The organism is Pseudaminobacter soli (ex Li et al. 2025), assembly GCF_003012705.1.
GTDB classification, from domain to species: Bacteria; Pseudomonadota; Alphaproteobacteria; order Rhizobiales; family Rhizobiaceae; genus Pseudaminobacter; species Pseudaminobacter soli.
Genome location: NZ_PXYL01000001.1, coordinates 60,018 through 83,559 on the forward strand (window position 1 = coordinate 60,018; position 23,542 = coordinate 83,559).

General features: G+C 64.2%; 16 protein-coding genes. 7 read left to right on the forward strand and 9 right to left on the reverse strand.

The annotated features are described in order from the left end of the window. Position 1: 1 nt before the first annotated feature. Entirely contained in the window at positions 2 to 1,015 is a 1,014-nt protein-coding gene (locus C7I85_RS00265; RefSeq protein WP_106721954.1) for an alpha-ketoacid dehydrogenase subunit beta, read from the reverse strand. Positions 1,016 to 1,018: 3 nt separating this feature from the next. Then, complete coding sequence (locus tag C7I85_RS00270; RefSeq protein ID WP_106721956.1) at positions 1,019 to 2,251, reverse strand: 3-methyl-2-oxobutanoate dehydrogenase (2-methylpropanoyl-transferring) subunit alpha; 1,233 nt, start codon at positions 2,249 to 2,251, stop codon at positions 1,019 to 1,021. A gap of 336 nt (positions 2,252 to 2,587) precedes the next feature. Between C7I85_RS00270 and C7I85_RS00275 the strand changes: the two genes are divergently transcribed. The 3 genes from C7I85_RS00275 (at position 2,588) to C7I85_RS00280 (ending at position 4,302) form a co-directional block, all read left to right on the forward strand. Then, a complete protein-coding gene (locus tag C7I85_RS00275; protein ID WP_106721958.1) occupies positions 2,588 to 2,908 on the forward strand; it encodes a hypothetical protein in 321 nt (106 codons plus the stop codon). A 152-nt stretch (positions 2,909 to 3,060) separates the two neighbouring features. Continuing rightward, positions 3,061 to 3,213, forward strand: a complete 153-nt coding sequence (locus tag C7I85_RS30850; protein WP_181257037.1) for a hypothetical protein — start codon at positions 3,061 to 3,063, stop codon at positions 3,211 to 3,213. Positions 3,214 to 3,327: 114 nt separating this feature from the next. Beyond that, a complete protein-coding gene (locus tag C7I85_RS00280; protein ID WP_181257038.1) occupies positions 3,328 to 4,302 on the forward strand; it encodes an LLM class flavin-dependent oxidoreductase in 975 nt (324 codons plus the stop codon). Here the strand turns inward: C7I85_RS00280 and C7I85_RS00285 are convergent, their stop codons facing one another. The 7 genes from C7I85_RS00285 to C7I85_RS00315 form a co-directional block, all read right to left on the reverse strand. Then, positions 4,303 to 4,752: an RrF2 family transcriptional regulator gene (locus C7I85_RS00285; protein ID WP_106721962.1), complete on the reverse strand. Its 450-nt coding sequence runs from the start codon at positions 4,750 to 4,752 to the stop codon at positions 4,303 to 4,305. 257 nt (positions 4,753 to 5,009) lie between these two features. Further along, complete coding sequence (locus C7I85_RS00290) at positions 5,010 to 6,056, reverse strand: sulfate/molybdate ABC transporter ATP-binding protein (protein ID WP_106721963.1); 1,047 nt, start codon at positions 6,054 to 6,056, stop codon at positions 5,010 to 5,012. Between the two features lie 28 nt (positions 6,057 to 6,084). Next, entirely contained in the window at positions 6,085 to 6,972 is an 888-nt protein-coding gene (cysW, locus tag C7I85_RS00295; RefSeq protein ID WP_106721964.1) for a sulfate ABC transporter permease subunit CysW, read from the reverse strand. Further along, positions 6,965 to 7,816, reverse strand: a complete 852-nt coding sequence (cysT, locus tag C7I85_RS00300) for a sulfate ABC transporter permease subunit CysT (protein ID WP_106721965.1) — start codon at positions 7,814 to 7,816, stop codon at positions 6,965 to 6,967. Before cysT ends, cysW begins: the two co-directional genes overlap by 8 nt. Positions 7,817 to 7,946: 130 nt before the next feature. Beyond that, complete coding sequence (locus C7I85_RS00305; protein WP_106721966.1) at positions 7,947 to 8,975, reverse strand: sulfate ABC transporter substrate-binding protein; 1,029 nt, start codon at positions 8,973 to 8,975, stop codon at positions 7,947 to 7,949. 197 nt (positions 8,976 to 9,172) lie between these two features. Next, complete coding sequence (pbpC, locus tag C7I85_RS00310) at positions 9,173 to 11,257, reverse strand: penicillin-binding protein 1C (protein WP_106721967.1); 2,085 nt, start codon at positions 11,255 to 11,257, stop codon at positions 9,173 to 9,175. A gap of 2 nt (positions 11,258 to 11,259) precedes the next feature. Beyond that, a complete protein-coding gene (locus C7I85_RS00315; protein ID WP_106721968.1) occupies positions 11,260 to 16,743 on the reverse strand; it encodes an alpha-2-macroglobulin family protein in 5,484 nt (1,827 codons plus the stop codon). A gap of 497 nt (positions 16,744 to 17,240) precedes the next feature. Here C7I85_RS00315 and C7I85_RS00320 point away from each other — a divergent pair, with 497 nt between their 5' ends. The 4 genes from C7I85_RS00320 to C7I85_RS00335 all read left to right on the forward strand — a co-directional run bounded on the left by C7I85_RS00320 (position 17,241) and on the right by C7I85_RS00335 (position 23,432). Then, a complete protein-coding gene (locus C7I85_RS00320) occupies positions 17,241 to 18,896 on the forward strand; it encodes an ABC transporter substrate-binding protein (RefSeq protein ID WP_106721969.1) in 1,656 nt (551 codons plus the stop codon). 166 nt (positions 18,897 to 19,062) lie between these two features. Next, positions 19,063 to 20,097, forward strand: coding sequence for an ABC transporter permease (locus C7I85_RS00325; RefSeq protein WP_106721970.1), 1,035 nt, complete (start codon positions 19,063 to 19,065; stop codon positions 20,095 to 20,097). A gap of 9 nt (positions 20,098 to 20,106) precedes the next feature. Beyond that, the gene (locus C7I85_RS00330) at positions 20,107 to 21,264 is read left to right on the forward strand and encodes an ABC transporter permease (protein ID WP_106721971.1); all 1,158 of its coding nucleotides are present in this window, start codon (positions 20,107 to 20,109) and stop codon (positions 21,262 to 21,264) included. Between the two features lie 11 nt (positions 21,265 to 21,275). Then, on the forward strand, positions 21,276 to 23,432 hold the full coding sequence (locus C7I85_RS00335; protein WP_106722556.1) for an ABC transporter ATP-binding protein: 2,157 nt from the start codon (positions 21,276 to 21,278) through the stop codon (positions 23,430 to 23,432). Positions 23,433 to 23,542: the final 110 nt, after the last annotated feature.

Genomic DNA, 23,542 nt, shown 5'->3' on the forward strand with positions numbered 1-23,542 from the left:
CTCACGCCTCCATGGTTTCGCGCATGGCCTGCCCGAGGCGGGCGGGGCCGGGAAAATACTCCCATTCCTGCGCATGCGGGTAGGGCGTGTCCCAGCCGGTGACGCGGGCGATGGGGCCTTCGAGATTATAGAAGCAGTATTGCTGGACGAGCGCGGCAAGCTCCGCGCCGAAGCCCGAGGTCAGCGTCGCCTCGTGCACGATGACACAGCGGCCGGTCTTCTTGACCGAGGCCACGATGGTGTCGAGGTCGAGCGGCAAAAGCGTGCGCAGGTCGATGATCTCGGCGTCGATGCCGGTTTCCTCGGCTGCGGCTTCGGCCACATAGACCATGGTGCCGTAGGCGAGGATGGTCAGGTCCGAGCCCTCGCGGCGCACCGAAGCCTTGCCGAGCGGCACGACGAAATGGCCGTCGGGCACTTCTCCCAGCGGATGTTTGGACCACGGCGTCACCGGACGTTCGTGGTGCCCGTCGAAGGGACCGTTGTAGAGCCGCTTCGGCTCCAGGAAGATGACCGGGTCGGGGTCTTCGATGGAGGCTATCAGCAGTCCCTTGGCATCATAGGGGTTCGACGGCACCACGACCTTCAGGCCCGAGACGTGGGTGAACAGCGCTTCCGGGCTCTGGCTGTGGGTCTGGCCGCCGAAAATGCCGCCGCCTGTGGGCATGCGCACCACGATGGGGCAGGTGAATTCGCCATTGGAGCGGTAGCGCAGGCGCGCGGCCTCCGAGACGATCTGGTCATAGGCAGGGTAGACATAGTCGGCGAACTGCACCTCGACGCAGGGGCGCAGGCCATAGGCAGCCATGCCGATGGCAGCACCCACGATGCCGGATTCGCTGATCGGCGCATCGAAGCAGCGGGTCTTGCCGTATTTCTGCTGCAGCCCTTGCGTGCAGCGGAACACGCCGCCGAAATAGCCGACATCCTCGCCGAAGACGACGACGGTGTCGTCGCGCGCCATCGAAACGTCCATGGCGCTACGGATCGCCTCGATCATGGTCATTCTGGCCATGAGCTACACCCCCGCTTCCTGCCGCTGGCGCCGGAGATGCGGCGGCATCTCGGCATAGACGCCTTCGAACATGTCGCGCACGGAAGGCTTGCCGCCGGCGTGCAGCGTGCCGTGGCTTTCGGCCTCCTTCTGCGCGGCGATGACCGCGTCGAGGATTTCGGCTTCGGCCTGCTTGTGGCGCTCTTCGGACCACGCGCCGCGCTTGATGAGGTGGTTCTTCAGCCGCAGCACCGGGTCGCCCAGCGGCCAGGCCGACGACTCCTCCTTGGGCCGATAGGCGGACGGATCGTCAGAGGTCGAATGGGCGCCGACGCGGTAGGTGACATATTCGATCAGCGTGGGCCCGAGATTGCGCCGTGCGCGCTCGACCGCCCATTTGGCCACCGCATGCACGGCCAGATAGTCGTTGCCATCGACCCGCAGCGCGGGGATACCAAAACCCAGGCCGCGCGCAGCAAAAGTGCCGGAGCCGCCGCGAGCGATGCCCTGAAAGGTCGAGATCGCCCACTGGTTATTGACGATGTTGAGAACGACGGGCGCCGTGTAGGTGGAGGCGAACACCAGAGCCGCATGGAAATCGCTCTCGGCGGTGGCGCCGTCGCCCACCCAGCCGGCGGCGATCCTGGTGTCGTTCCTGATGGCCGAGGCCATCGCCCAGCCGACTGCCTGGATATATTGCGTGGTGAGGTTGCCCGAGATCGAGAAGAAGCCGTGCTCCTTCGAGGAATACATGACTGGCAGCTGGCGACCCTTCAGCGGGTCGCGCTCGTTGGAAAAGATCTGGTTCATCATGTCGACCATCGGATAACCGCCCGCGATCAGCAGGCCGGCTTGCCGATAGGTCGGAAAATTCATGTCGCCGGGGGCGAGCGCCTTGCGGAAGGCGCAGCTTACCGCTTCCTCGCCCATATGCTGCATGTAGAAGGAGGTCTTGCCCTGCCGCTGCGCCATCAGCATGCGCGCGTCGAAGGTGCGCAGGGTCATCATGTCCCTGAGGCCTTGCAGCAGCTCCTCGTCGGTTAGCGTGCCGGCCCAGGGGCCGACAGCCTCGCCTTCGCGGTTCAACACGCGGATGATCGAATAGGCGAGATCGCGGATTTCCTTCGGGTCGACATCCACCTCGGGGCGAGGCACGGAGCCGGCCTTGGGGATGGGGACGTTGGAGAAATCAGGTGTGCCGCCGGGGCGTACCTCCGGCTCGGGGACATGCAGGCTGAGCGGTCCGTGCTCGGTCATGCGGCCAATTTCCTCCCGGTTACGGTTGGCCAACGACACTTTATTCGCCATTCATTCCACCGGCTTGGGCGGCAATCAACCCCTCCTTCCGACTGCCGGAGCCTGTTCCGAGGGCCGGCGAAGAGGCCGCGCAGCAGGCTTGGAAACTTTATGATTCGATTGCTTCGTGGCGGGACCGTTCCTGTCGCCTGCGCAATTTCGAACAGTTTTTCCTGTCGTTTTCACTTATTTTGGGTTTCATTGGTGCCGGCTGAAAATTTTTTCGGCCAGCCGCAGAGGAGCCAGTGCATCCGCAGCGACCGACAGCAACGACCGTCAAAGTGAGAGGAGACAGACATGACTGCCTTGTTGCCCCCGCTTCATGAAGGCCACGCGCCGACCATTCTGCACCAAGCGTTCCACGATGCCCTGGAAGCCTTCGAGGAATGGGTGCCGGGTGCGCCCGAGCCCTTCGTCGAGTTCGACGGCAGGCAAGTGGCCGTAAGCGCCGTGTTCGGGCGCATGCGTACCTGCACCGACATCCTGCCGGTTCGCACGCTGGATGCTGTGCGCGAGATCGTCGGCCCCGCCGCGCAGGAACTCTCCGAGGATCAGGTGACCTACGCGCATGCGGCACTGCTGCTCAGAGCGCTCTGCGTGGAGCGGTTGAGAGGCTAGGATTCACGGCGTTCCCCGAAATTCGGGTTTCGGGGAACCAATTTTCGCAAAAATGCTGTTGACGAAAAATTAATCGTAATTGTGGCGTGAATTTCGCAATCGACAATGTCTACAAAACTCATAGACTATGTGCGATTAGGGAGACCACGACGATGTCGCGCAGCCACCAGCCAATTGTAAGATGGCATTCCATCCGCGGGCCGCTGGCAAACCGTCCGGCTAAGTTCCGTATTGGCCTGGAAACCATCATCTTCCTTCTCGCCGTCGGGTTCACCATAGCTTTGGTGTTCGGCCTGTTCAGATAGGCCGGCAGGGCCCCCGGGGAGAGGCCTTAGCAGTCAACGAAAACAGGGAATTGGTCGCCGCGTCGTGAGCGCGGTCGATAGACTGTTGTCGATAAGACCATGGAGGAGAGTGCCATGCATATCGAATTCACGAGCCGTATCGAACGATGGACGCCGGCTGCCGATACCGGCGGAACGACGGAAGCCGACGCACAGGTCCAGGCTCGCCGGCTGGCCTTGGCGGCCGAAAGTGTTGGGTTCGACCGCGTGCTGATCGCCGACCCGAAGGGCGGGGCCGACAACAGCCAACTGGCCTCGTTCCTGCTGCACAACACGCTGCAGCTCGGCGTGGCAATGTCGCATGCCGCCGGTATTCTGGCGCCACAGGTGGCGGCCGAGCAGTTCGCAACGCTCGACCAACTGAGCGGCGGCCGGCTCATGGTTCGCGTGGTGCCCGGCGAGGATGGCCTCGATCATGAGGCCGCTTTCGCCCGCACTGACGAATATCTGGTGCTTCTCAAGCGCTTATGGGCCAACGAGCGGCCTTTCGACCATGAGGGGGCGCACTACAGCTTGAAGTCAGCGCTTTCAGCGGCGCGGCCTTTCGGTCGCGCGCAGGTGCCGTTGGCGCTGGGCGGGCTGTCGGGAACGGCGGTCAAGGTTGCGGCAAAGCATGCCGACCTGTTCGAGCTGCCCGCAGCCACGGCCGCTGAAACGCGCCAGACCATAGCCCGTGTGCGCGCTGCCGCTTCCACCCATGGCCGGGTCGACAAGATCCGCTTTTCCCTGCCGATCCGGCCGGTGATTGCCGATAACCGTGCGGAAGCATGGGCGAAGGCCGACAAACTGGCGCAAGACAACAATGCGACCCGACTCGTCGGGACGCCGGAGCAGGTCGCGCTGGGTCTGGTGGATTACTGCGAGCTGGGCATCAGCGAGTTCGTGGTGCACGGCCTCGGCCAGCCGCAGGAGCTGGTGGCATTCGGACGCGACGTGGCGGCAGTCGTCAGGCGTTCACTGGCACGGCATGAAGCGCAGGCGGTCGAAATGCCGAAGCACGATTTATGGGACGCGCTGGTGGCCCTCCCGCTGCGCGCAAAACTCAGCTAATCACATGCCGTATTTGACGTTGCGCAGTACGTCGTCATTGTCGGCGTCGCGCATCGAGGCAAGGCTGCGGTTGTCGAGCACCTCGGCGATGGCCTGGCGCACGTCCAGCATCATGTGGCGCACTTCGCAGGTCGCCTCGTCGCAGTCTTCGCAGCGCTGATACTGGGTGCGGCTGGCGCAGGGGATGGGCGCGAGCGGGCCGTCGAGCACGCGCACCACATGACCGATCTTGATCTCCGAGGCTGGGCGGGCGAGGCGGTAGCCGCCGTCCTTCCCCTTGCGGCTCTGCACGAAGCCGGCGTTGCGCAGTTCACCCAAGATGGCGTCGAGGAATTTCTTCGGGATGTTGTTGGCAACGGCAATATCGTTGACGAAGGCAAGCTGGCCGGCCGGCAACCCCGAAAGATGAATCAGGGCTTTGAGGCCGTATTTACCTTTTTTAGTAAGCATGCCCGCGAAAACTCACAGAAAATCTGCCTATGCCTGTGGCGAGCGTTTGTGTGCAAATGATGACAGAACGCCGCCGCAAAGCGCGCATGACTGACTTAAAAGTCTGCGCCAGCATAAACAAGCGCAAACTCGTTGAAGTTCTGTGACTTTTCGGCGCCGCGCGCCCGTATTGGCGCGTGAAGGGGTTCAGGCGACTGAAATGCGCGTGTGGCGTCGCAAGGGATCGTCACCAAGGCCTCCCTAGCGGCAGTTCGATGTCAGGAATCCTGTGCCGGAAACACCTTCCACCGACGCGGGCGGAAGGCGATTCGGCTCTTCTGTGCGGCCGGATGCTCGATCGGCAGCTCGATCTCCACCAGCTGGCGTCCTCCGCCGATCTCAAGCTCGACGCGCCTTGTGCCCGCCACGCGGCGGCTCGCCGCCACCGTGCCGGCGATGCAGCCGTTGCAGCCGTCGAGCAGCTCGATGTCGTGTGGGCGGAAGTAGAGCGTCGCCTTGCCATTGGGCGCATCCGGCGTCGCGAGACCGATCGGCCGGTCGGCAACCCAGATCTGCCCGTCCTCGACCTTGACCGGCAGCGAGCTGGATTCACCGATGAAGCCATAGACGAAGGGCGAGTTGGGCGTGTCGTAGACCTCGTCGGCGGTGCCGATCTGCTCGATGCGGCCCTGGCTCATGACGACGACGCGGTCGGCCAGCTCCAGCGCCTCCTCCTGGTCGTGGGTCACGAAGATGGTGGTATGGCCGGTGGCATCGTGGATTTCGCGCAGCCAGCGACGCAGCTCGCGCCGTACCTGCGCGTCGAGCGCGCCGAACGGCTCGTCCAGCAACAGCACCCTGGGCTCGATCGCCATGGCGCGGGCCAGCGCTACGCGCTGCCGCTGGCCGCCGGAGAGCTGGGTCGGATAGCGCTTTTCCAATCCCGAAAGCTGCACGAGATCGAGCAGTTCGGAAGCGCGGCGGCGGATTTCGGCCTTGGGCGGGCGCGTGGCGCCGGGGCGCACCTTCAGGCCGAAGCCGATATTGTCGGCCACCGTCATGTGCCGGAACAGCGCATAATGCTGGAACACGAAGCCGACATTGCGCTCCTGGATGGTGCGCTGCGAGGCGTCCTCGTCACCGAAATAGATTTTTCCGCGCGTCGGCTTCTCCAACCCGGCGATCAGCCGCAGCAAGGTCGTCTTGCCCGAGCCGGACGGCCCCAACAGCGCAATCAGCTCGCCCGACTTGATGTCGAGCGAAACGTCATGCAGCGCCGGGAAGCGGTCGAACTCCTTGCGTACATTGGCAACGCGAACTTCCATGAAATTACCCTTGTCCCAAATGCGTTCGTCAATGTCCGCGGCTGGCGGCGATGGCGTGGCCGTAGCGGATTTCCAGAATGGTTTTCAGCACCAGCGTCACCAGCGCGAGTCCCGCCAGCAGTGAGGCGACTGCGAAGGCACCGACGGCGTTGTATTCGTTGTAGAGAATCTCGACATGCAGCGGCATGGTGTTGGTGAGGCCGCGAATATGGCCGGACACTACCGAGACGGCGCCGAACTCGCCCATGGCACGCGCATTGCACAGTAGCACGCCGTAGAGCAGGCCCCATTTGATGTTGGGCAGCGTGACATACCAGAAGGTCTGCCAGCCATTGGCGCCGAGCGACAGCGCCGCTTCCTCGTCGCCCGTGCCCTGTTCCTGCATCAGCGGGATCAACTCGCGGGCCACAAAGGGGAAGGTGACGAAAATGGTCGCCAGCACGATGCCGGGCACGGCGAACAGAATTTCGATGCCGTAGCTCTTCAGCCATGGCCCGAGCACGCTGTTGGCGCCGAAGAGCAGCACATAGACCAGGCCCGAAATCACCGGCGAGACAGAGAAGGGGAGGTCGATGAGCGTTGTCAGGAACGCCTTGCCCTTGAACTCGAACTTGGCGATCGCCCAGGCGGCCGCCACGCCGAAGACGAGGTTGAGCGGTACGGCGATCGCCGCCACCAGCAAGGTTAGACGAATTGCGGAGATCGTATCCGGATCGATGATCGTATCGAAATAGGGGGCCCAGCCGCGCTTGAACGCCTCGGCGAAGACCAGGACCAGCGGCAGGAGCAGGAAGACGGCGAGGAAGACGAGCGCCAGCGCCAACAGCGCCCAGCGCGTGGTGCGGCCTTCCGTGGTGGCCGAGACGGTACTGGCCGGGCTGGTGTCGGCAGCGGCGGTGTAGGACAGGTCAACCATAGCGCTTGCGGCTCCAGGACTGGATCAGGTTGATGACCAGCAGCATCAGGAACGAGATGGCGAGCATGATCGTGGCGATGCCGGTCGCTGCGGCGTAGTGGAACTCCTCCAGCCGGATGACGATCAGAAGCGGCGCGATTTCCGACACATAGGGCAGGTTGCCGGCGATGAAGATCACCGAGCCGTATTCGCCGACGCCGCGTGCGAAGGCGAGCGCGAAGCCGGTGACGATGGCCGGGGTCAAGCCCGGCAGCAGCACGCGCGAAATGGTCTGGAAGCGGTTGGCGCCGAGGGTTGCGGCGGCTTCCTCGACTTCCCGGTCGATCTCCTCGATGATCGGCTGAACCGTGCGGACCACGAAGGGCAGGCCGACGAAGATGAGCGCGATCACGATGCCGAGCGGCGTATAGGCCACCTTGATGCCGAGCGGGGCAAGCAGGCTGCCGACCCAGCCCTTGGGCGCATAAAGCGAGGTCAGGGCGATGCCGGCTACCGCGGTCGGCAGGGCGAAGGGCAGGTCGACCATGGCGTCAAGGATGCGACGGCCGGGAAAGCGGTAGCGCACCAGAACCCAGGCGACCAGCGTGCCGAACACGACGTTGACAGCGGCGGCCACAAATGCAGTGCCGAAGCTGACTTGCAGCGCCTTGATCGTGCGACGGTCGGTGGCGATCGCCCAGAAATCGGCCCAGCCGAGCGCTGCGGTGTGCCAGACCAGCCCGGACAGGGGGATGAGGATGATGAGCGTGAGATAGGTGAGCGAAAAGCCGAGGGTCACTCCGAAACCCGGAATGACGCTCGGCTGCCTGAATCTCCACCCTGCTTCGGCGGGCGCTGTGGTCATATGTTCCCGTTCTTTTTAGCGTCGGCCACTTTGTCGTGGCACTATCATAACATGCCCTGCCGGGGCGGATGACGCAGCTTCGTGGATGCCGCGTCAATCGCCCCGGCAGGGGAAGGCTTTTTAGGGGCTGTTACTGGCCTGGCTTGTAGAGCTGGTCGAAGATGCCGCCATCGCCGAAATGTTCGGGCTGCACCTTCTTCCAGCCGCCGAAGATCGGATCGTCGATGCTGACGAGCTTGAGCTCGGGCAGCTTCTTGAGATCCTCGGCCGGAACGAGCTCCGGCTTGGAGGGCCGGTAGTGGTGCTTGGCGGCGATGCGCTGGCCTTCCTCCGAATAGAGATAGCCGAGATAGGCTTCGGCCACCTTGCGGGTGCCCTTGGCATCGACATTGCCGTCGACCACCGCAACCGGCGGCTCGGCGAGGATGGAGGAGGGCGGAATGACGATGTCGAACTGGTCGGCGCCGAATTCGTCGAGCGCCAGATAGGCCTCGTTCTCCCAAGCGAGCAGAACGTCGCCCAGCCCGCGCTCAGCGAAGGTCACGGTCGCGCCGCGCGCGCCGGTGTCGAGCACCGGCACATGCTTGTAGAGGCTGGCGATGTAGTCCTTGATCTTGGCCTCGTCGCCACCGAACTGGCTGTGCGCCCAGGCCCAGGCGGCCAGATAGTTCCAGCGCGCGCCGCCGGAGGTTTTCGGGTTCGGGGTGATGACCTGAAGATCATCCTTCACCAGGTCGCCCCAGTCCTTGATGTCCTTGGGATTGCCCTTGCGGACCAGGAAGACGATGGTCGAGGTGTAGGGCGAGGAATTGTTGGGCAGCTTGCCGCGCCAGTCGGGCGCGATCTTCTTGGTCTTGTCGGCGATGGCGTCGATGTCGCTTTCCAGCGCCAATGTCACCACGTCCGCGTTGAGGCCGTCGATCACCGCGCGCGCCTGCTTGCCGGAGCCGCCATGCGAGGCCTGGATGGTCACGGTCTCGCCGGTCTCGGCCTTCCAATGCTTGGCGAAGGCCGCGTTGTAATCCTTGTAGAGTTCGCGGGTCGGGTCGTAGGAGACGTTCAGGATCGTCGTGTCGGCAAACGCAAAGCCGAGTATCCCGAACTGCACCGCACCGGCGAGGAGACCGGCAAGAAGGAAACGCGGTCGAAATTGAGTCATGTCTGCCTCCGTTGAACGAGCATACTCTATCGACTAGGTAGAATTTTGATGCGCCGGTTCGTGCCAAATTTTCAGCGCCGGGGCAATTTTCGTCACTTCGGCCTTGTTCGAGACGGAATTATTTTCCTGGCGGGGTGAACCCATGCGGTGTCGCTATGGTTCCTGCGGCAGGCAATTTCAGCGTGGACCGCCGCCAATTACTCCACGAACACCTTCACGCTGGCCGCGCGGCCGGCGGCGTCGATGACCGTCAGCGTGGAATAGCCGGTGCCGTCGGGCTGCCAGGTGGCGGTGCGGCGGCGGGAGGGCTCTTCCAGCGGCTTGCCGTTGGCAAGCCAGCGGAACGGCGCGCGCCCACCTTGAAGCTTCAGCACCAGCGGGGTGGCGGCATTGGAGGCTGCGGCAAGGTCGACATGGGCGCCGTCGGGCGGGAATACGATCTGCGGCGCGGGCTCCGTTGCAGCTTTGACGGCAATCAGCCCATCCGGTGCCGGTGAAAAACGCTCCTGCGTCACCGGCAGGTCGGCGCGGGCGGTGCGGAAGGCGCCGGAGGGCGCACGCGGCAGCGGCACGGCGGCAAGGCCCGATTTGGCAAAAGCTTCGAACAGGATAGGCGCGGCCGTGGTGTAGCCGGAAATGCCGGGCACAGAACCGGCATCCGCGCGGCCTACCCAGACGCCGAGCACGTAACGGCCATCGAAGCCGACCGACCATGCATCGCGATAGCCGTAGGAGGTTCCGGTCTTGTAGGCGATGCCGCGCCGGGCAGCACCCTCGGGCGGCTTCACGCCCGACAAAATGTCGGCGATCTGCCAGGTTGCCCGCTCGTCCAGCACGGTGCCGCCGCTGTTCCAGATCGGGGCGGTTTCGGTGCCGTCGCGCAGCGTGCGCGCCTTCCCGCCATTGGCGAGCCCGATGTAGAGCTGCACCAGATCGCGAAGCGAAACGCCCACGCCACCGAGGCCGATGGCCAGCCCCGGCGCCTCGCCCTTGGGCAATACCGGCGTGACGCCCGCCTGGCGGAAGCGCGCCGTCAGCCGCGCGGGGCCGACCGCGTCGAGCAGGCGAATGGCCGGCACGTTGAGCGACAGTTGCAGCGCCTGGCGCACGCTGACATCGCCCTGGTAGCTCATGTCGAAATTGCGCGGGCGATAGCCGCCGAAATCGGCCGGACGGTCCTCGATCAGCGTCTCCTGCGCGACGAGCCCCTGTTCCATCGCGAGCCCATAGATGAACGGTTTCAGGGTCGAGCCCGGCGAGCGCACGGCCCGTGTCATGTCGATCCAGCCGGAGCGGCCACCATCGAAATAATCGGCAGAGCCGACCTCGCCGAGGATCTCGCCATTCTGCGAATCCGCCAGCACCATGGCGACCGAGATGCGTGGGCCGAGCTTTGCGGCCGCGTCTGCGGCAACGGTTTCAAGGCCTTGCTGAACGTTCTTCTTGAGGGTCAGCTTGTGCCGCATCTCGGAAGGTGCCTTGCGTAGCGCGACGTCGGCGACATGCGCGGCGAGCGCGGGCAGGGCAAGGCGCGTTTTGGAAACGGGTTCCGTCGCGGCGTGTGCCGCTTCGCGCTCGTTCAGCACGCCAGCCGCGACCATGCGCTGGAGCACGCGGTCGCGCGCGGCCTCAGCCGTCTCGCGGTTGCGGTCGGGGCGGCGGCGTTCGGGAAGCTGGGGCAGGGCAACCAGCAGCGCCGCTTCCGGCACGGTGAGCCGGCGCGGTTCCTTGCCGAAATAGGCAAGGCTCGCGGCGCGCACGCCTTCGAGATTGCCGCCATAGGGCGCGAGCGTGAGGTAGCGTTCGAGGATTTCGGTCTTGGAGAGCCGGCGCTCGATCTGCAGGGCGCGCAGCACCTGCAACAGCTTGGAGCCGAGGCTGCGGCTTTCGCGCGGCTCGATCAATCGGGCGAGCTGCATGGACAGCGTCGAGCCGCCGGAAACGATGCGGCGATTGCCTGCGAACTGCTTTGCGGCCCGCAGCAACGCCAGCGGGTCGACGCCCTCATGGTCGAAAAAGCGTTTGTCCTCATAGGCGATCAGCATTTTAACGAATTGCGGATCGACCTGGTCGAGGCGGGTGTCGAGCCGCCAGTAGCCGTCGGGCGTCGCATAGGCGCGCAGAAGCGCGCCGTCGCGGTCCAGCACTTCCGTCGAGACGGCAAGCCGTGCGGGCAGGGGCGGGGGATAGGCGCGGTCGAGGGCGTAGAGAGCGCCGACCGCCGCCGCGGCGAGGCCGATTGCGGCCGCGCCGAAGACTGTCAGCTTGCGAAGCGCTCTCATGGCTACTGCGCCGCCACCTCCATCATGCCGGTCGAGGTGCGGGCCGAATATTGCGGCCTATACATGTCCTCGACGCTCGCTGCCGGGTGTGCATACAGGCCGGGCGTCACCGCGCGCACGACATAGGCCAGCGTGATCGAGCTTGCATCGCCGGCCTGCCGGTCGAAGGCGGCGACGAAACGGTCGTCGCGGAATTCGAGATGCGCCGGTTCAGTACGCTCCAGCCAATCGAAATTCGAGAGTTCGGCGCTGGACACCAGCCCCGGATTGTCGATCTCGAACCCGGCCGGCAGTAGGTCGGTCACCAGCACGCGCGAGGGCCAGTCGTTGAGCTCATCGATCTTCAGCACCACGACGAAGCGCTCGTTCTGCTGAACGCTGGTCACATTGGCCTCGGAGCCGTCGAGCGTGTAGTAAGTGCGCTGGATATTGAAGCCATCGCCGCCGGCGGGTAGCGACTGCGCCGGCGCCGCTACGGCAGTCACCACCGCCTGCAGCGGGTCGCTGCCGGTGTTGGCGATGACGAGCGGATTGGCCTCCAGTTCCTTGCCGCTCATCTCCTCCGAATAGACGCCGCTATGCGCGGTGCCGTTGACGGTGAGCTGGATGGTGTCGTTGTTGGCCCTCAGCGCGCGGGCGGCCAAAAGCATCCAGGCCTGGTCCTGCGTGCTGAGATAGGTCGCCGCCTTGCGCTCGGTGGAGACGAATTTGATCAGCTCCGGCACGATTTTGGGCGCCGGGCGGCTTTCGGCGGCAAGCGCCAGCATGGCCGCACCGTCGCGGAGGCGCGAGCCGTAGTCGGAGCGCGTGTAGTCGTGCTGGGTGCTGGCTTGGGCCAGCCCCAACGCGGCGTGGAAAGTGCTTTCGGCGCGCTGCTGGTCGCCATAGAACGCGAGGCTCGCCGCCAGCTGGGCCACGGCCATCGGGCTCGTGAAGGCCTCAAGCTGCGTGTCCGAATAGTAGCGCAGGTCGCCGATGGAAGCCTTCTTGTTGCGGGCCAGCACATAGAGCGCATAGGCGATCTCGCTGCCGCGTCCCTTGAGGTCGACGTCGTAGGAGATGGCGTTCTGCAGATTGCCCAGCGCCTGCGACAGCGCCTCGGTCGGCACCTCGTAGTTCTTCTCGCGCGCCCTTGTCAGGAAGTCGGTGACATATGCGTCGAGCCAGAGGTCGCCGGAACCGGGGCCCCAGAGACCGAACGAGCCGGAGGACGACTGATAGCTCAGTACGCGATAGATCGCGTCCTGGGTGCGCTTGCGCAAGTCCGGATCGTCGCTCATGCCCGCGCTTTGCGGCATTTCGCTGAGATAGAGCAGCGGCAGTGCCCGGCTGGTGGTCTGCTCGGCGCAGCCATAGGGGTAGCGGTCGAGCGACAACAACAGCGACGGCACATCGAAAGCCGAGGCGTGCGACACGCCTACGCTGACGGAGGCGCCGTCGAGCAGAGAAGCGGCCAACAGTTCGCGATCGACGCGCACGCTGCCGCCATTGGGTTTCAGGTCGACCACGGTGCGCGTCGTCACCGGCAGGTCGGCGGGGCGTATCGGCAGCGACAAGTTCTGCTCGACATCCACGCCATTCGCGTCATTGGCAATGCGGATCGAAATCTGCGCGGTGCCGGTTGCGTGCGCGGTGAGCGGGATTGCCAGCGACTGGCGCTTGCCGCCGGTCAGCGTGACATGGTCGGGCAGGGCGCCTTCATTGGCGGCGAGGTTGTCGCCAGTGACGATGGAAAGCCGATAGTCACCATCGGGCGCGTCGGTGTTGGCGATGTCGAGGTGCAAGGTCGCCTGGTCGCCGGGAGCGAGGAAGCGCGGCAGGCCGGCCGTCAGCACCACCGGATCACGGACGATAACGTCGGTCACGGCGTGGCCGACGGCCTCCTTGGTCCAGGCCACGGCCATCACGCGCACCGTGCCGTTGAACTGCGGCAGGTCGAAGTCGATGGTCGCCTTGCCTTCGCCGTCTAGCTGCACCGGGCCCGAGAAGAAGGCGACAAGCTTTTCGGTGGGCGGGCTGCCTTCGGTTGCCATGTTGGCGCCGTCGCCGCCGGTGCGCAGCTTGCCGGTGGTGCCGAGCGAGCCATCGATCAGCCGGCCGTAGAGGTCGCGCAGCTCAAGCCCCAGCTGGCGCTGGCCGAAGAACCAGTTTTCCGGGTCGGGTGCCTGGTAGCGGGTGAGGTTAAGGATGCCGACATCCACCGCCGCGACCATGACATAGGCTTCGCTGGCGGCCGACGCGCCGGTGACCTGGACGGGAATGGAAAGCGTGCGGCGCGGCTCGGACTTTTCGGGCGGCGTCAGCGTTACGCCGAGCTTCTTCTGGCCTGGGTCGACCTTCAGCCATTTCACGCCGATGGCGCGCGCTGGCATGCGCGATTCCTGCGCATCGCCGGGCCTGTAAAGCGTGGCGGTGACATAGGCGCCGGCGCCCCAGTCGCTATCGACCGGAATATCCACCGTCGCGCCGCCTTCGGGCACGCTCGCCGTGACGGTCTTCAGCAGCCGGTCGGCGCCGATCGTCACCAGCAATTCGCCTGCGAAGCGCGGCGAAACTTGCAGCTTGGCCGTCTCGCCGGCGGCATAGCTGTCCTTGTCGAGGGCGATTTCCAGCCCGTCGGGTGTCTCGGTCGAGGTCGAAGTGACGAACCAGCCGGCATTGAATTCGTAGCTGGTCGCCGGGCCGGCGGGGTCGGAAGTCTCGATCTCGAGCCGGTAGCGGCCCCAATCGACCGGAACTGAGATCGCGGCTTCCTTGTCGGAGGCGAGATCGATGGTGCCATTGGCGACCGCGCGGGTGAAGGTCACCGGCTCGTAGTTCCAGGAATTGTTGGAGCGATACCACTGATAGTTCCGCTCGATCTTCACCACCGACCATTGCGCGCCCTGCAGCGCCTGACGGTCGCCCTGCGGGTTCACGGCAATGATGCTGAACTTCGCCGTCGAGCCTTGCGGCACCTCGTCGCCGGAGAAATCGGGGCGGATGCCGAACATCTGGCCTTGCGGGCGGATGCCGATGTCGAACGCGCGTTCCACCGCGCGACCGCTGCCTTCGCGCATGCGCACGGCGACGGCGGCATTGAGCAGGCGCGTCGTCGAAGGCAGCTGGTCGATGGCCAGGGGGAAGGTGGCCTTGCCGTCATCGCCCACCGGCGGCAGCTCATCCAGCGGAATTCGCGTGGCTTCGCCTTCCTGTTCGTCGGCCAGCCCGAAATAATAGCCCTTGAACTTTTCCCAGTCGCGTTTGGTCGAAATCGTCACTTCGCCTTCCAGCGCAAGGCCGGCGGCCGGCGCGCCATAGAGGAAGCGGCCGTCGACGGTGACGTTGGCCTGCTCGCCGGCGGCGATCTCGCTGCGGTCGCTGGTCATGTCGAATTCGATGCGGTCGGGGACAAAATCCTCGACCAAAAATCTCTGCGTCGCCGCGGCCGGCTGCTTGGGATCGGTGTGGATCGCCATGCTCCAGGTGCCGCGCATGGCATTGACCGGCAGCGTCAGGTCCACGGCATGTCCGCCCACCTTGGCGCCATCGGAGATGAGGCGCCGATCCTCGACGCCGTCGGGCCGGGTGAAGACGAAGGTGAGCGGCAGGTTTTCGACCGCCTTGGCCGCATCGTCGCGGACAAGTGCTGCCGCATGCACTTCCTCGCCGGCGCGGTAGATGCCGCGCTCGGTCCAGGCATAGACGTCGAGCGCGCCGGGGGAGGCGCGGCCCGCCACGCCTCGGTCGGAGAGATCGAAGCCGGCGCGGGTCATGTCGAGGAAGACGAAATCGCTGTCACCCTGGCTGGCCATCAGCACCGCCGGCACCATGGCGCCGGTGCCGCGCGTCAGGCCCGGCGTGAAGGTGGCGCGGCCCTCGGCGTCAGTCGTCGCCGTGCCGAGCACCTCGTTGTTGCGGGCGAGCAGCGTCAGCGCAACGCCGGCGATCGGCTTGGCGGAGCCCAGCGAGCGGGCGAAGACATTGAGGCCATCCTCGCCGGTATAGGTTGAAAGGCCGATATCGGAGACCACGAACCACTGCGTAGCTTTGGACTGGTAGTCCTCGCTGCGGTCGTTCTGCGGCTGGGCGGTCAGTACATAGACGCCGGGCTTGCGGTTGGGCAGCGCCTCGTCGATGGGGAAGCTGGTGGTGACTTCCTTGTTGAGCTCGTTGCCGGCAACGTCGATCTCGCCTTCCCAAATCGGCTCGCCCATCTGGTCGGAAATGTTGTTGATGTCGTAGCCGTCGAGCTGGCGCAGGAACTGGTAGCCGGAGAGGAGCTGCGCAAGCGAGCGGTCGCCGATGCGGAACAGCTTTACGTCGGCGGTCGCCATGTTGACGGTGACCAGCGGAATGCCGCGACGGGCGGTGGCGGGCAGGACAAAACTGTCGCCGGTGAAACGCACCGAGGGCGTGCGGTCCTGCACATAGATCGAGAGCGTCACGGGCGCGGCAAGCGCCTCGTTAATCGCAGCCGGCAGGCCGGCGCGGAAGGTGACGCGATAGTGGCGGCCGTGCTCCAGGCCTTCGACACAGATCTGCTTGTCCTTGGCCTCGATGGCTTTCGGGGCGGCGTCGTCGACTTTCACGAAGGGCGTGTAGTCGACGCCCGCCTTGACCAGTTCCTCGGAAAACTGCGCGCAGATGCGAGGCGAGGCGCTGTCGTTGTCCACCGAGTGCTCGACGATGCGGAAACCCTTGCGCGCCTTGAGGTCCTCATATTCGGCGCGGACGGAAGCCGAGTTCACCAGCGCAAGGCTCGCCTCATAGGCCTGCAAGGCAGAGCGGTAGAGGTCGCGCTTGTCGAGCGCCACCGCCAGCACGGCAAGCGCGTCGGCGCGCGCGACGGCGGTGCGCGAAAGCTGGTAGCCGTTCCAGGCGGCCGAGGTGCCGTCACGCTGGAGCTTTGCGGTCTCCTCGTCGTTCGTCGGCGAAGCGCCGAGGATGGCGCGGGCAAGGTCGATCCAGAGCGTGCCGTCATCCGGCGACGTCGCGACCGCCGTGGTGAACTTTTCCATCGCGGTGCGCGGGTCGCCGTTCTGCATTGCCGTATTGCCGGCTTCCGTCAGCGCGGCGAGCCCTTCTTCGCCGGTGGCGATATTGTCGAGGTCGGAGCGGAAACGGCGCGCTTCATCGACCAGATTGCCGGCAAAGAAACCCAGTTCGGCAGGGGCGCCGATGTCGGGAGCGCTGTCCTGCGTCACCACCTTGCCGGCGACCGCGCCGGCAAAGGGCTTCATATGGCTGAAGTCGGACTTCAGGAAGCACCACTTGGCCTTGATGTTGTAGGTGAAGGCGCGGCAGGCGGAGTCGCCCAGGCAGGTGCTCTTGCACTGGTCGAGTGAAAGGTTCTGCACCGAGCGCAGGTCGAAGCCGAAATAGTCGCTGTCGGATGTGGTTGCGATCGAGCGAGCCTCGACGGCGCCTGCCGGTCCCGAGAAAGGCAGCAACAGCAGAAGGAGGAATGCGAAAGTCGAACAAAAACGAGCGGCGCGATTTGACATGGGATCCCCCTCCGGTCGCTGCTGCATCTTCCGAGCATCCATGTGACCAAGCCGGGGGCGTGCTTGTCAACGGATCGGCACAGCCTTCTAGCTGTGGTGGATGACATTTCGACGTCGCGCCCCGCAGGGTGCGATCCGCAGCGGATATGCCGGGGTGTTCGTTCGTGTGGCAATGGTGCCCAGGAGCTTTCCACAATTTTCAGTGGTATGGGCGGATTTTGCTGCGGTAGCGACGTTGAAAGCCTTGTCTGGCCTCACGTTGCGGCCGGTCTGGCGCTGCCTCTTTGCCGAAGCCGGCACTATCTTGTGACGCTGCGGAAGATTTCTCCCGATTCCGCGACGCAATATGACTTTTGCGTCAAGATTGTCGCTTTCGCGCGAACCGTCTCCCATCCAAAATTGCAAATTTGCTCTTGCGTTTGTTTCGCAGTCCTTTTGATATCGATGGCCGGAAGGAATGCTAATCGGCGAAAAGCCAATAACAATGGGAGAACAGCATGACATTCTACAAGAGCAACGGGGATCGCGTGCCCGATCACATTCGCAAGCTCGCCGAGAGCGCGAAGTCGGGCGAAGTCGATCGCCGCGAATTCCTGGCGCTGGCCAGCGTGTTCGGTGCTTCCACGGCCATGGCATATGGCATGATCGGCGTTGCCGTGCCGACGCAGGCCCGCGCCGACGAGCAGCCCAAGACGGGCGGCGTGATCAAGGTGGCCATGTCCATCAAGGACCCGAAGGACCCGCGCACGGCCGACTGGTCGGAAATCTCCAATGCCGAGCGCCAGGCGCTCGAACCGCTGGTGAAGTACACCCGCCAGTACACCTTTGAGCCGTATCTGCTCGAGAGCTGGGACATCAATGAGGACGCGACCGAATACACGCTGCATGTGCGGCCGGGCGTCGAATGGAACAATGGCGACAAGTTCACCGCCGACGACGTGATCTACAATCTGGAGCGCTGGGCCGATAAGAGCGCCGAGGGCAATTCCATGCCCGGTCGTCTGGGCACCCTGGTCGACGAAAAGACCGGCAAGCTGGACAAGAATGCTGTCACCAAGGTCGACGACATGACCGTCAAGCTCAAGCTGGGCAAGCCGGACATCGCGCTCATTCCCAACATGTGCGACTACCCGGGCCTGATCGTCCACAACTCGTTCGACGAGAAGGGCGCCAACTTCAAGAACTGCCCGATCGGCACCGGCCCGTTCGAGCTCGTCTCCTACGACGTCGGCCAGAAGGTCGTCTACAAGCGCCGCGAGACCGGCAAGTGGTGGCAGGGCGACGTCTATCTCGACGGCGTCGAGTTCATCGACTACGGCACCGATCCGGCGGCGACGGTCGCGGCCTTCGAGTCCGGCGAGGTGCACACCAACCACGAGACGACTGCCGATTACGTCAAGATCCTCGAAGGCGTGGGCGCCCCGGTCTCGGAAGTCGTCACCTCGGCCACGGTCGTTTCGCGCTTCAACGTCAACAACAAGCCGTATGACAACCAGAAGGTTCGTCAGGCGATGTGCCTGGCCGTCGACAATGCGACGGTTCTGCAGCTCGGCTACGGCAATGCCGGAACGGTGGGCGAAAACCACCATGTCTGCCCGATCCATCCGGAATATGTCGAGCTGCCGAAGGTCGCGCGCGATCCGGCCAAGGCCATGGAGATGCTGAAGGAAGCCGGCGTGGCCGACTTCGAGCACGAGCTGATCAGCAACGACGAGGACTATCACAAGAACACCACCGACGCGATTGCCGGGCAGCTTCGCGAAGCCGGCATCAAGGTGAAGCGCACGGTGCTGCCGAGCTCGACCTTCTGGAACGACTGGACCAAGTACCCGTTCTCGGAAACCAACTGGAACATGCGTCCGCTGGGCATCCAGGTCATCGCAATCGCCTACCGTTCGGGCGAAGCCTGGAACGAGAGCGGCTACGCCAATCCCGAGTTCGACAAGAAGGTCAACGAGGCGCTCGGCATCGCCGACGCGGAGAAGCGCAAGGTTGTGATGAAGGACATCGAGCAGATGCTGCAAGACTCCGGCATCATCATCCAGCCCTACTGGCGCAAGCTCTACATCAACATCAAGCCCGAGGTTAAGAACCACGCCATGCACCCGACCTACGAGGCTGATTTCGGTAAGGTCTGGCTCGATCAGGCGTGATCGACCGGTTGTCGAGGGGAGGGGCGCCAAAGCCCCTCTCCATTGCTCCTAACATGCCCGAAGTAGCGGAAGTCGACGTGATATGCGGCTGACGCGTCGCGACGGCATGTGCAAGAACAACAGGGGTTGAGCGTATCGACCCCGACCCCACCGGCAGGGGGCCGAAATGTTATCTTTCGTTGCAAGGCGTCTGGGCACGATGGCATTGACGATGCTGTGCCTGACGTTGGTCGTGTTCTTTCTCGTCAATCTCGAGCCGAACCTGAAGAAGCTGGCGATCAGCCAGACCGAGATGCACACCTCGGCCGAACAGCTCGAGAGCTGGCTGGTGAAGCATGGCTATCGCCAGAATTTCTTCGTGCGCTACGGCCAGTGGCTGGGCATCATGCCCAAGGAGCCGATCATCGATCCGGCGACCGGCAAGGCCTCGCAGCGTTTCACCTTCTGCAACGATCCGGTCGAGAAGACCTATGCAGGCATCCTGCAGGGCGACTTCGGCTGCTCGACCAAGTTCAAGGCCACGGTTTCCTCAAAGCTCTTTCCCGCGCTTGGTGCCACGGGCATCCTGATGTTCTGGGTGCTGGCCACCATGGTGCCGATATCGCTGGTGATTGGCATCCTGGCCGGCATGCGCGAAGGATCGCGCACCGACCGCACCTTGTCCGCGGCGTCGATCGCGACCACCGCAACGCCTGAATATGTGTCGGGCGTCATCTTCACGGTCATTTTCGCCTCCTGGCTCGGCTGGCTGAACGGTTCTGCCGCCTCGGCCAGCCAGGGCGTGACCTTCTACAATTTCACGCTGCCGGTGATGACGCTGGCGATCTACGGCATCGGCTACATCGCCCGCATGACGCGCGCCTCGATGGTCGAGGTGATGACCCAGCAATATATCCGCACGGCGCGCCTCAAGGGGCTCAGCTTCGGTGGCGTGGTGGTCAAGCACGCGCTGCGCAATGCGCTGATCGCGCCATTCACGGTCATCATGCTGCAGTTTCCGTGGCTGCTGACCGGCGTCGTCATCGTCGAGGTGATGTTCCGCTACCAGGGGTTCGGCTACACGCTGGTCGAGGCGGCCGGCAACAACGACATAGACCTGCTGCTCGGCTGTTCGCTGGTGTCGGTGTTCATCGTGCTGATCACCCAGCTCATCTCCGACCTAGGCTATGCCTATCTCAATCCACGCATCAGGGTGCAGTAGGAGGCGAGGATGCAGCTAGAATTCATCAGCGGGTTCCAGATTTTCCTCGGCGTTCTGGCGCGTTTCTGGCCTGTGTGGGCAGCGCTCGCCGTCGTCCTCGGCGCGAGCTTCATCTACAGGAAAAGGCTCGGCCTTTACGGCCAGCTCTTCGACAGCGGCGTCGGCATAGCGGGCGTCACCATCTGCCTGTTCTGGCTGTTCACGGCGATCTTCGCTTCGACTGTCGCGCCCTTCGATCCGCTGGCACAGATCCCGGCCATGAAGGACGCTCTGCCGGGCGCCATCGAGCCCGCATCGCACGGCGTCTATCTCTTCGGCGGCGACAAGCTTGCGCGCGATATCTTCTCGCGCATGGTCTATGGCAGCCAGATCGTACTGATCATTGCGCCTGCCGCCACCGGCTTTGCGCTGATGGTGGGCGTAACCCTCGGCCTGCCCGCCGGCTATTACGGCGGCAAGATCGACACCTTGCTGTCGTTCCTGGCCAATCTGGTCCTCGCCTTCCCGGTGATCCTGCTGTTCTATCTGCTGGTCACGCCGGGCATCATGGACACGCCCATCCCCTATGCCATGGCGGGGCTGTTCTTCCTGTTCCCGATCGTCTTCTTCTGCGTGCTGTTCTGGACGCGGTTCAAGACGCGTCCCGAGCGGCTGTACGTGCTTCTGGGGTTGACGCTGGTGATCGGCGGCTGGGTCTATGCCGGGCTCGTCTTCGACGCCGATCCGCTAAAAATCATCCATATCGACCCGAACCAGCTCAACATCTTCGTGGCGGTGGTGTTCGCCTCCAGCCCCGGCGTGTTCCGCATCGTGCGTGGCCTGGTGATGGACATCAAGACGCGCGACTATGTGGCGGCTGCGCAGACCAGAGGTGAATCGCCCTGGTACATCATGCTTTGGGAGATCCTGCCCAATGCGCGCGGGCCGCTGATCGTCGATGCCTGCCTGCGCATTGGCTACACCACCATTCTGCTCGGCACGCTCGGCTATTTCGGCCTCGGCCTCGCGCCCGAAAGCCCCGATTGGGGCACGGCGATCAAGGACGCCAGCCGACTGCTGCGCTCCTTCGTCCACCCGGCGCTGCCGCCGACGATCGCGCTGATGTCATTCGTGCTCGGGCTCAATCTTCTCGCCGACTCCCTGCGCGAACAATCGCTGAAAGATTGATGGAGGGCACCATGAACGAAGCTGTCAGGCCTCCGGTCGAACCCATCCTGGAGATCGAGAACCTCTCCATCTCCTTCTTCACCCGACGCGGCGAAATACCTGCCGTGATGGACTTCTCCTGCACCGTCATGCCCGGCGAGGCGATGGGCATCGTCGGCGAAAGCGGCTGCGGCAAGTCCACCGTCTCGCTCGGCGTCATGCGCGACCTTTCCAATGTCGGCAAGATCGTCGGCGGCCGGATCAAGTTCCAGGGTCGCGACATGGGCGACATGTCGGAGGAGGAGCTGCGCAAGATACGCGGCAACAAGATCGCCATGATCTACCAGGAGCCGATGGCGAGCCTCAATCCGGCGATGAAGGTCGGCAAGCAGCTAATGGAAGTGCCGCTGATCCACGAGAAGGTCTCGCAGGACGAGGCCTACCAGCGCTCGCTGGAAATGCTGAAGGCGGTGCGCCTGCCAGACCCCGAGCGGGTGATGAAGTCCTATCCGCACCAGCTGTCGGGCGGGCAGCAGCAGCGCATCGTCATTGCCATGGCGCTTCTCTCCAAGCCGGCACTGCTTCTTCTTGACGAGCCGACCACCGCCCTCGACGTGACCGTCGAGGCAGGCATCGTCGAGCTTGTGAAGGGGCTCGGCAAGGAGTTCGGCACGTCGATGATCTTCGTGTCGCACAATCTCGGTCTTATCCTCGAGACATGCGACCGCATCACGGTGATGTATTCGGGCGAAGCGGTGGAGACCGGCAAGGTCGAGGACGTGTTCGACCGCATGCGCCATCCTTATACGCAAGGCCTGTTCCGCTCGATCCCGCTGCCGGGCGCGGACAAGAATTCGCGGCCGCTGATCGCCATTCCGGGCCAGTTGCCGTTGCCGCACGAGCGGCCCAAGGGCTGCAACTTCGGCCCGCGCTGTCACCACTTCGTCGAGGGCGTCTGCAACGCCGCCGAAATCCCGATGGTGGCAGTCGACGGGCATGAAAACCACTATAGCCGCTGCGTGCGCTTCAACGAGATCGATTGGCAAGCGGTGCCGGAAGGGGCCAAGACTGACAAGGAGCCTGTGAAGCCCGGCGCGCCGGTTCTCAAGATCGACGAGCTGAAGAAATACTATCGGGTCGGCGGCAGCGAAGTGTTCGGCGGCGGCGAAGGCCGCGTCGTGAAGGCCAATGAGGCGATCAGCTTCGAGGCGCGCGAGTCCGAGACGGTCGCCATTGTCGGCGAAAGCGGCTGCGGCAAGTCCACGCTCGCCAAGGTTTTGCTGGGGCTCGAGACGGCAAGCTCGGGCAAGATCACGCTCGCCAATCGCGACATCCAGTCGACCCCGGTCGAGGAGCGCGATGTCGATACCGTGTCATCGATCCAGATGGTGTTCCAGAACCCGTTCGACACGCTGAACCCCAGCCATTCGGTGGGTTCGCAGATCATCCGCACGCTGGAGAAATTCAAGATAGGCAAGAATGTGGCCGAGCGCCGGCAGAAGATGTTCGATCTGCTCGATCTTGTGAAGCTGCCGCGCGCCTTTGCCGAGCGCATGCCGCGTCAGCTTTCGGGCGGGCAGAAGCAGCGCATCGGCGTGGCGCGCGCCTTTGCCGGCCGCGCCCGCGTGGTGGTGGCCGACGAGCCGGTGTCGGCGCTGGACGTGTCCGTTCAGGCGGCGGTCACCGAGCTTCTGATGGACATACAGCGCGAGTCCAAGACCACGATGCTGTTCATCAGCCACGATCTTTCGGTGGTGCGCTACATCGCCGACCGCGTGGTGGTGATGTATCTCGGCCATATCGTGGAGCAGGGCACCACCGACCAGATTTTCTCGCCGCCCTATCACCCCTATACCGAGGCGCTGCTGTCCGCGATCCCGATCGCAGACACCAGCGTGGTCAAGAAACGCATCGTGCTGGAGGGCGAAATCCCCTCGGCGATGAACCCGCCCACCGGCTGCCCGTTCCAGACCCGCTGCCGCTACAAGCACCTGGTGCCGGACAATCTGTGCGAGACCAAGGTGCCGCCGCTCAAGGATCTCGGTGACGGCCACAAGAGCCTGTGCTGGCTGTCGGATGAGGTGCTGGCGAAGATGGAGCCTGTGATCAGCTTCGAGAAGGACAACTCCGAGAGCGATGCGGCGGGGCGTGCGTCCCCGGCTGAGGACAACGAGGGCACCGCCGCCTGACCGGGCGGCTGCCGGGTACTGGGGCTTGGTTGACCACACCGTTTTCGGGGCGTAAGCCGGCTCTGCCTGTCGGCCCAATCATGGCAATTGCCGGCAAGCGCACTATCTAG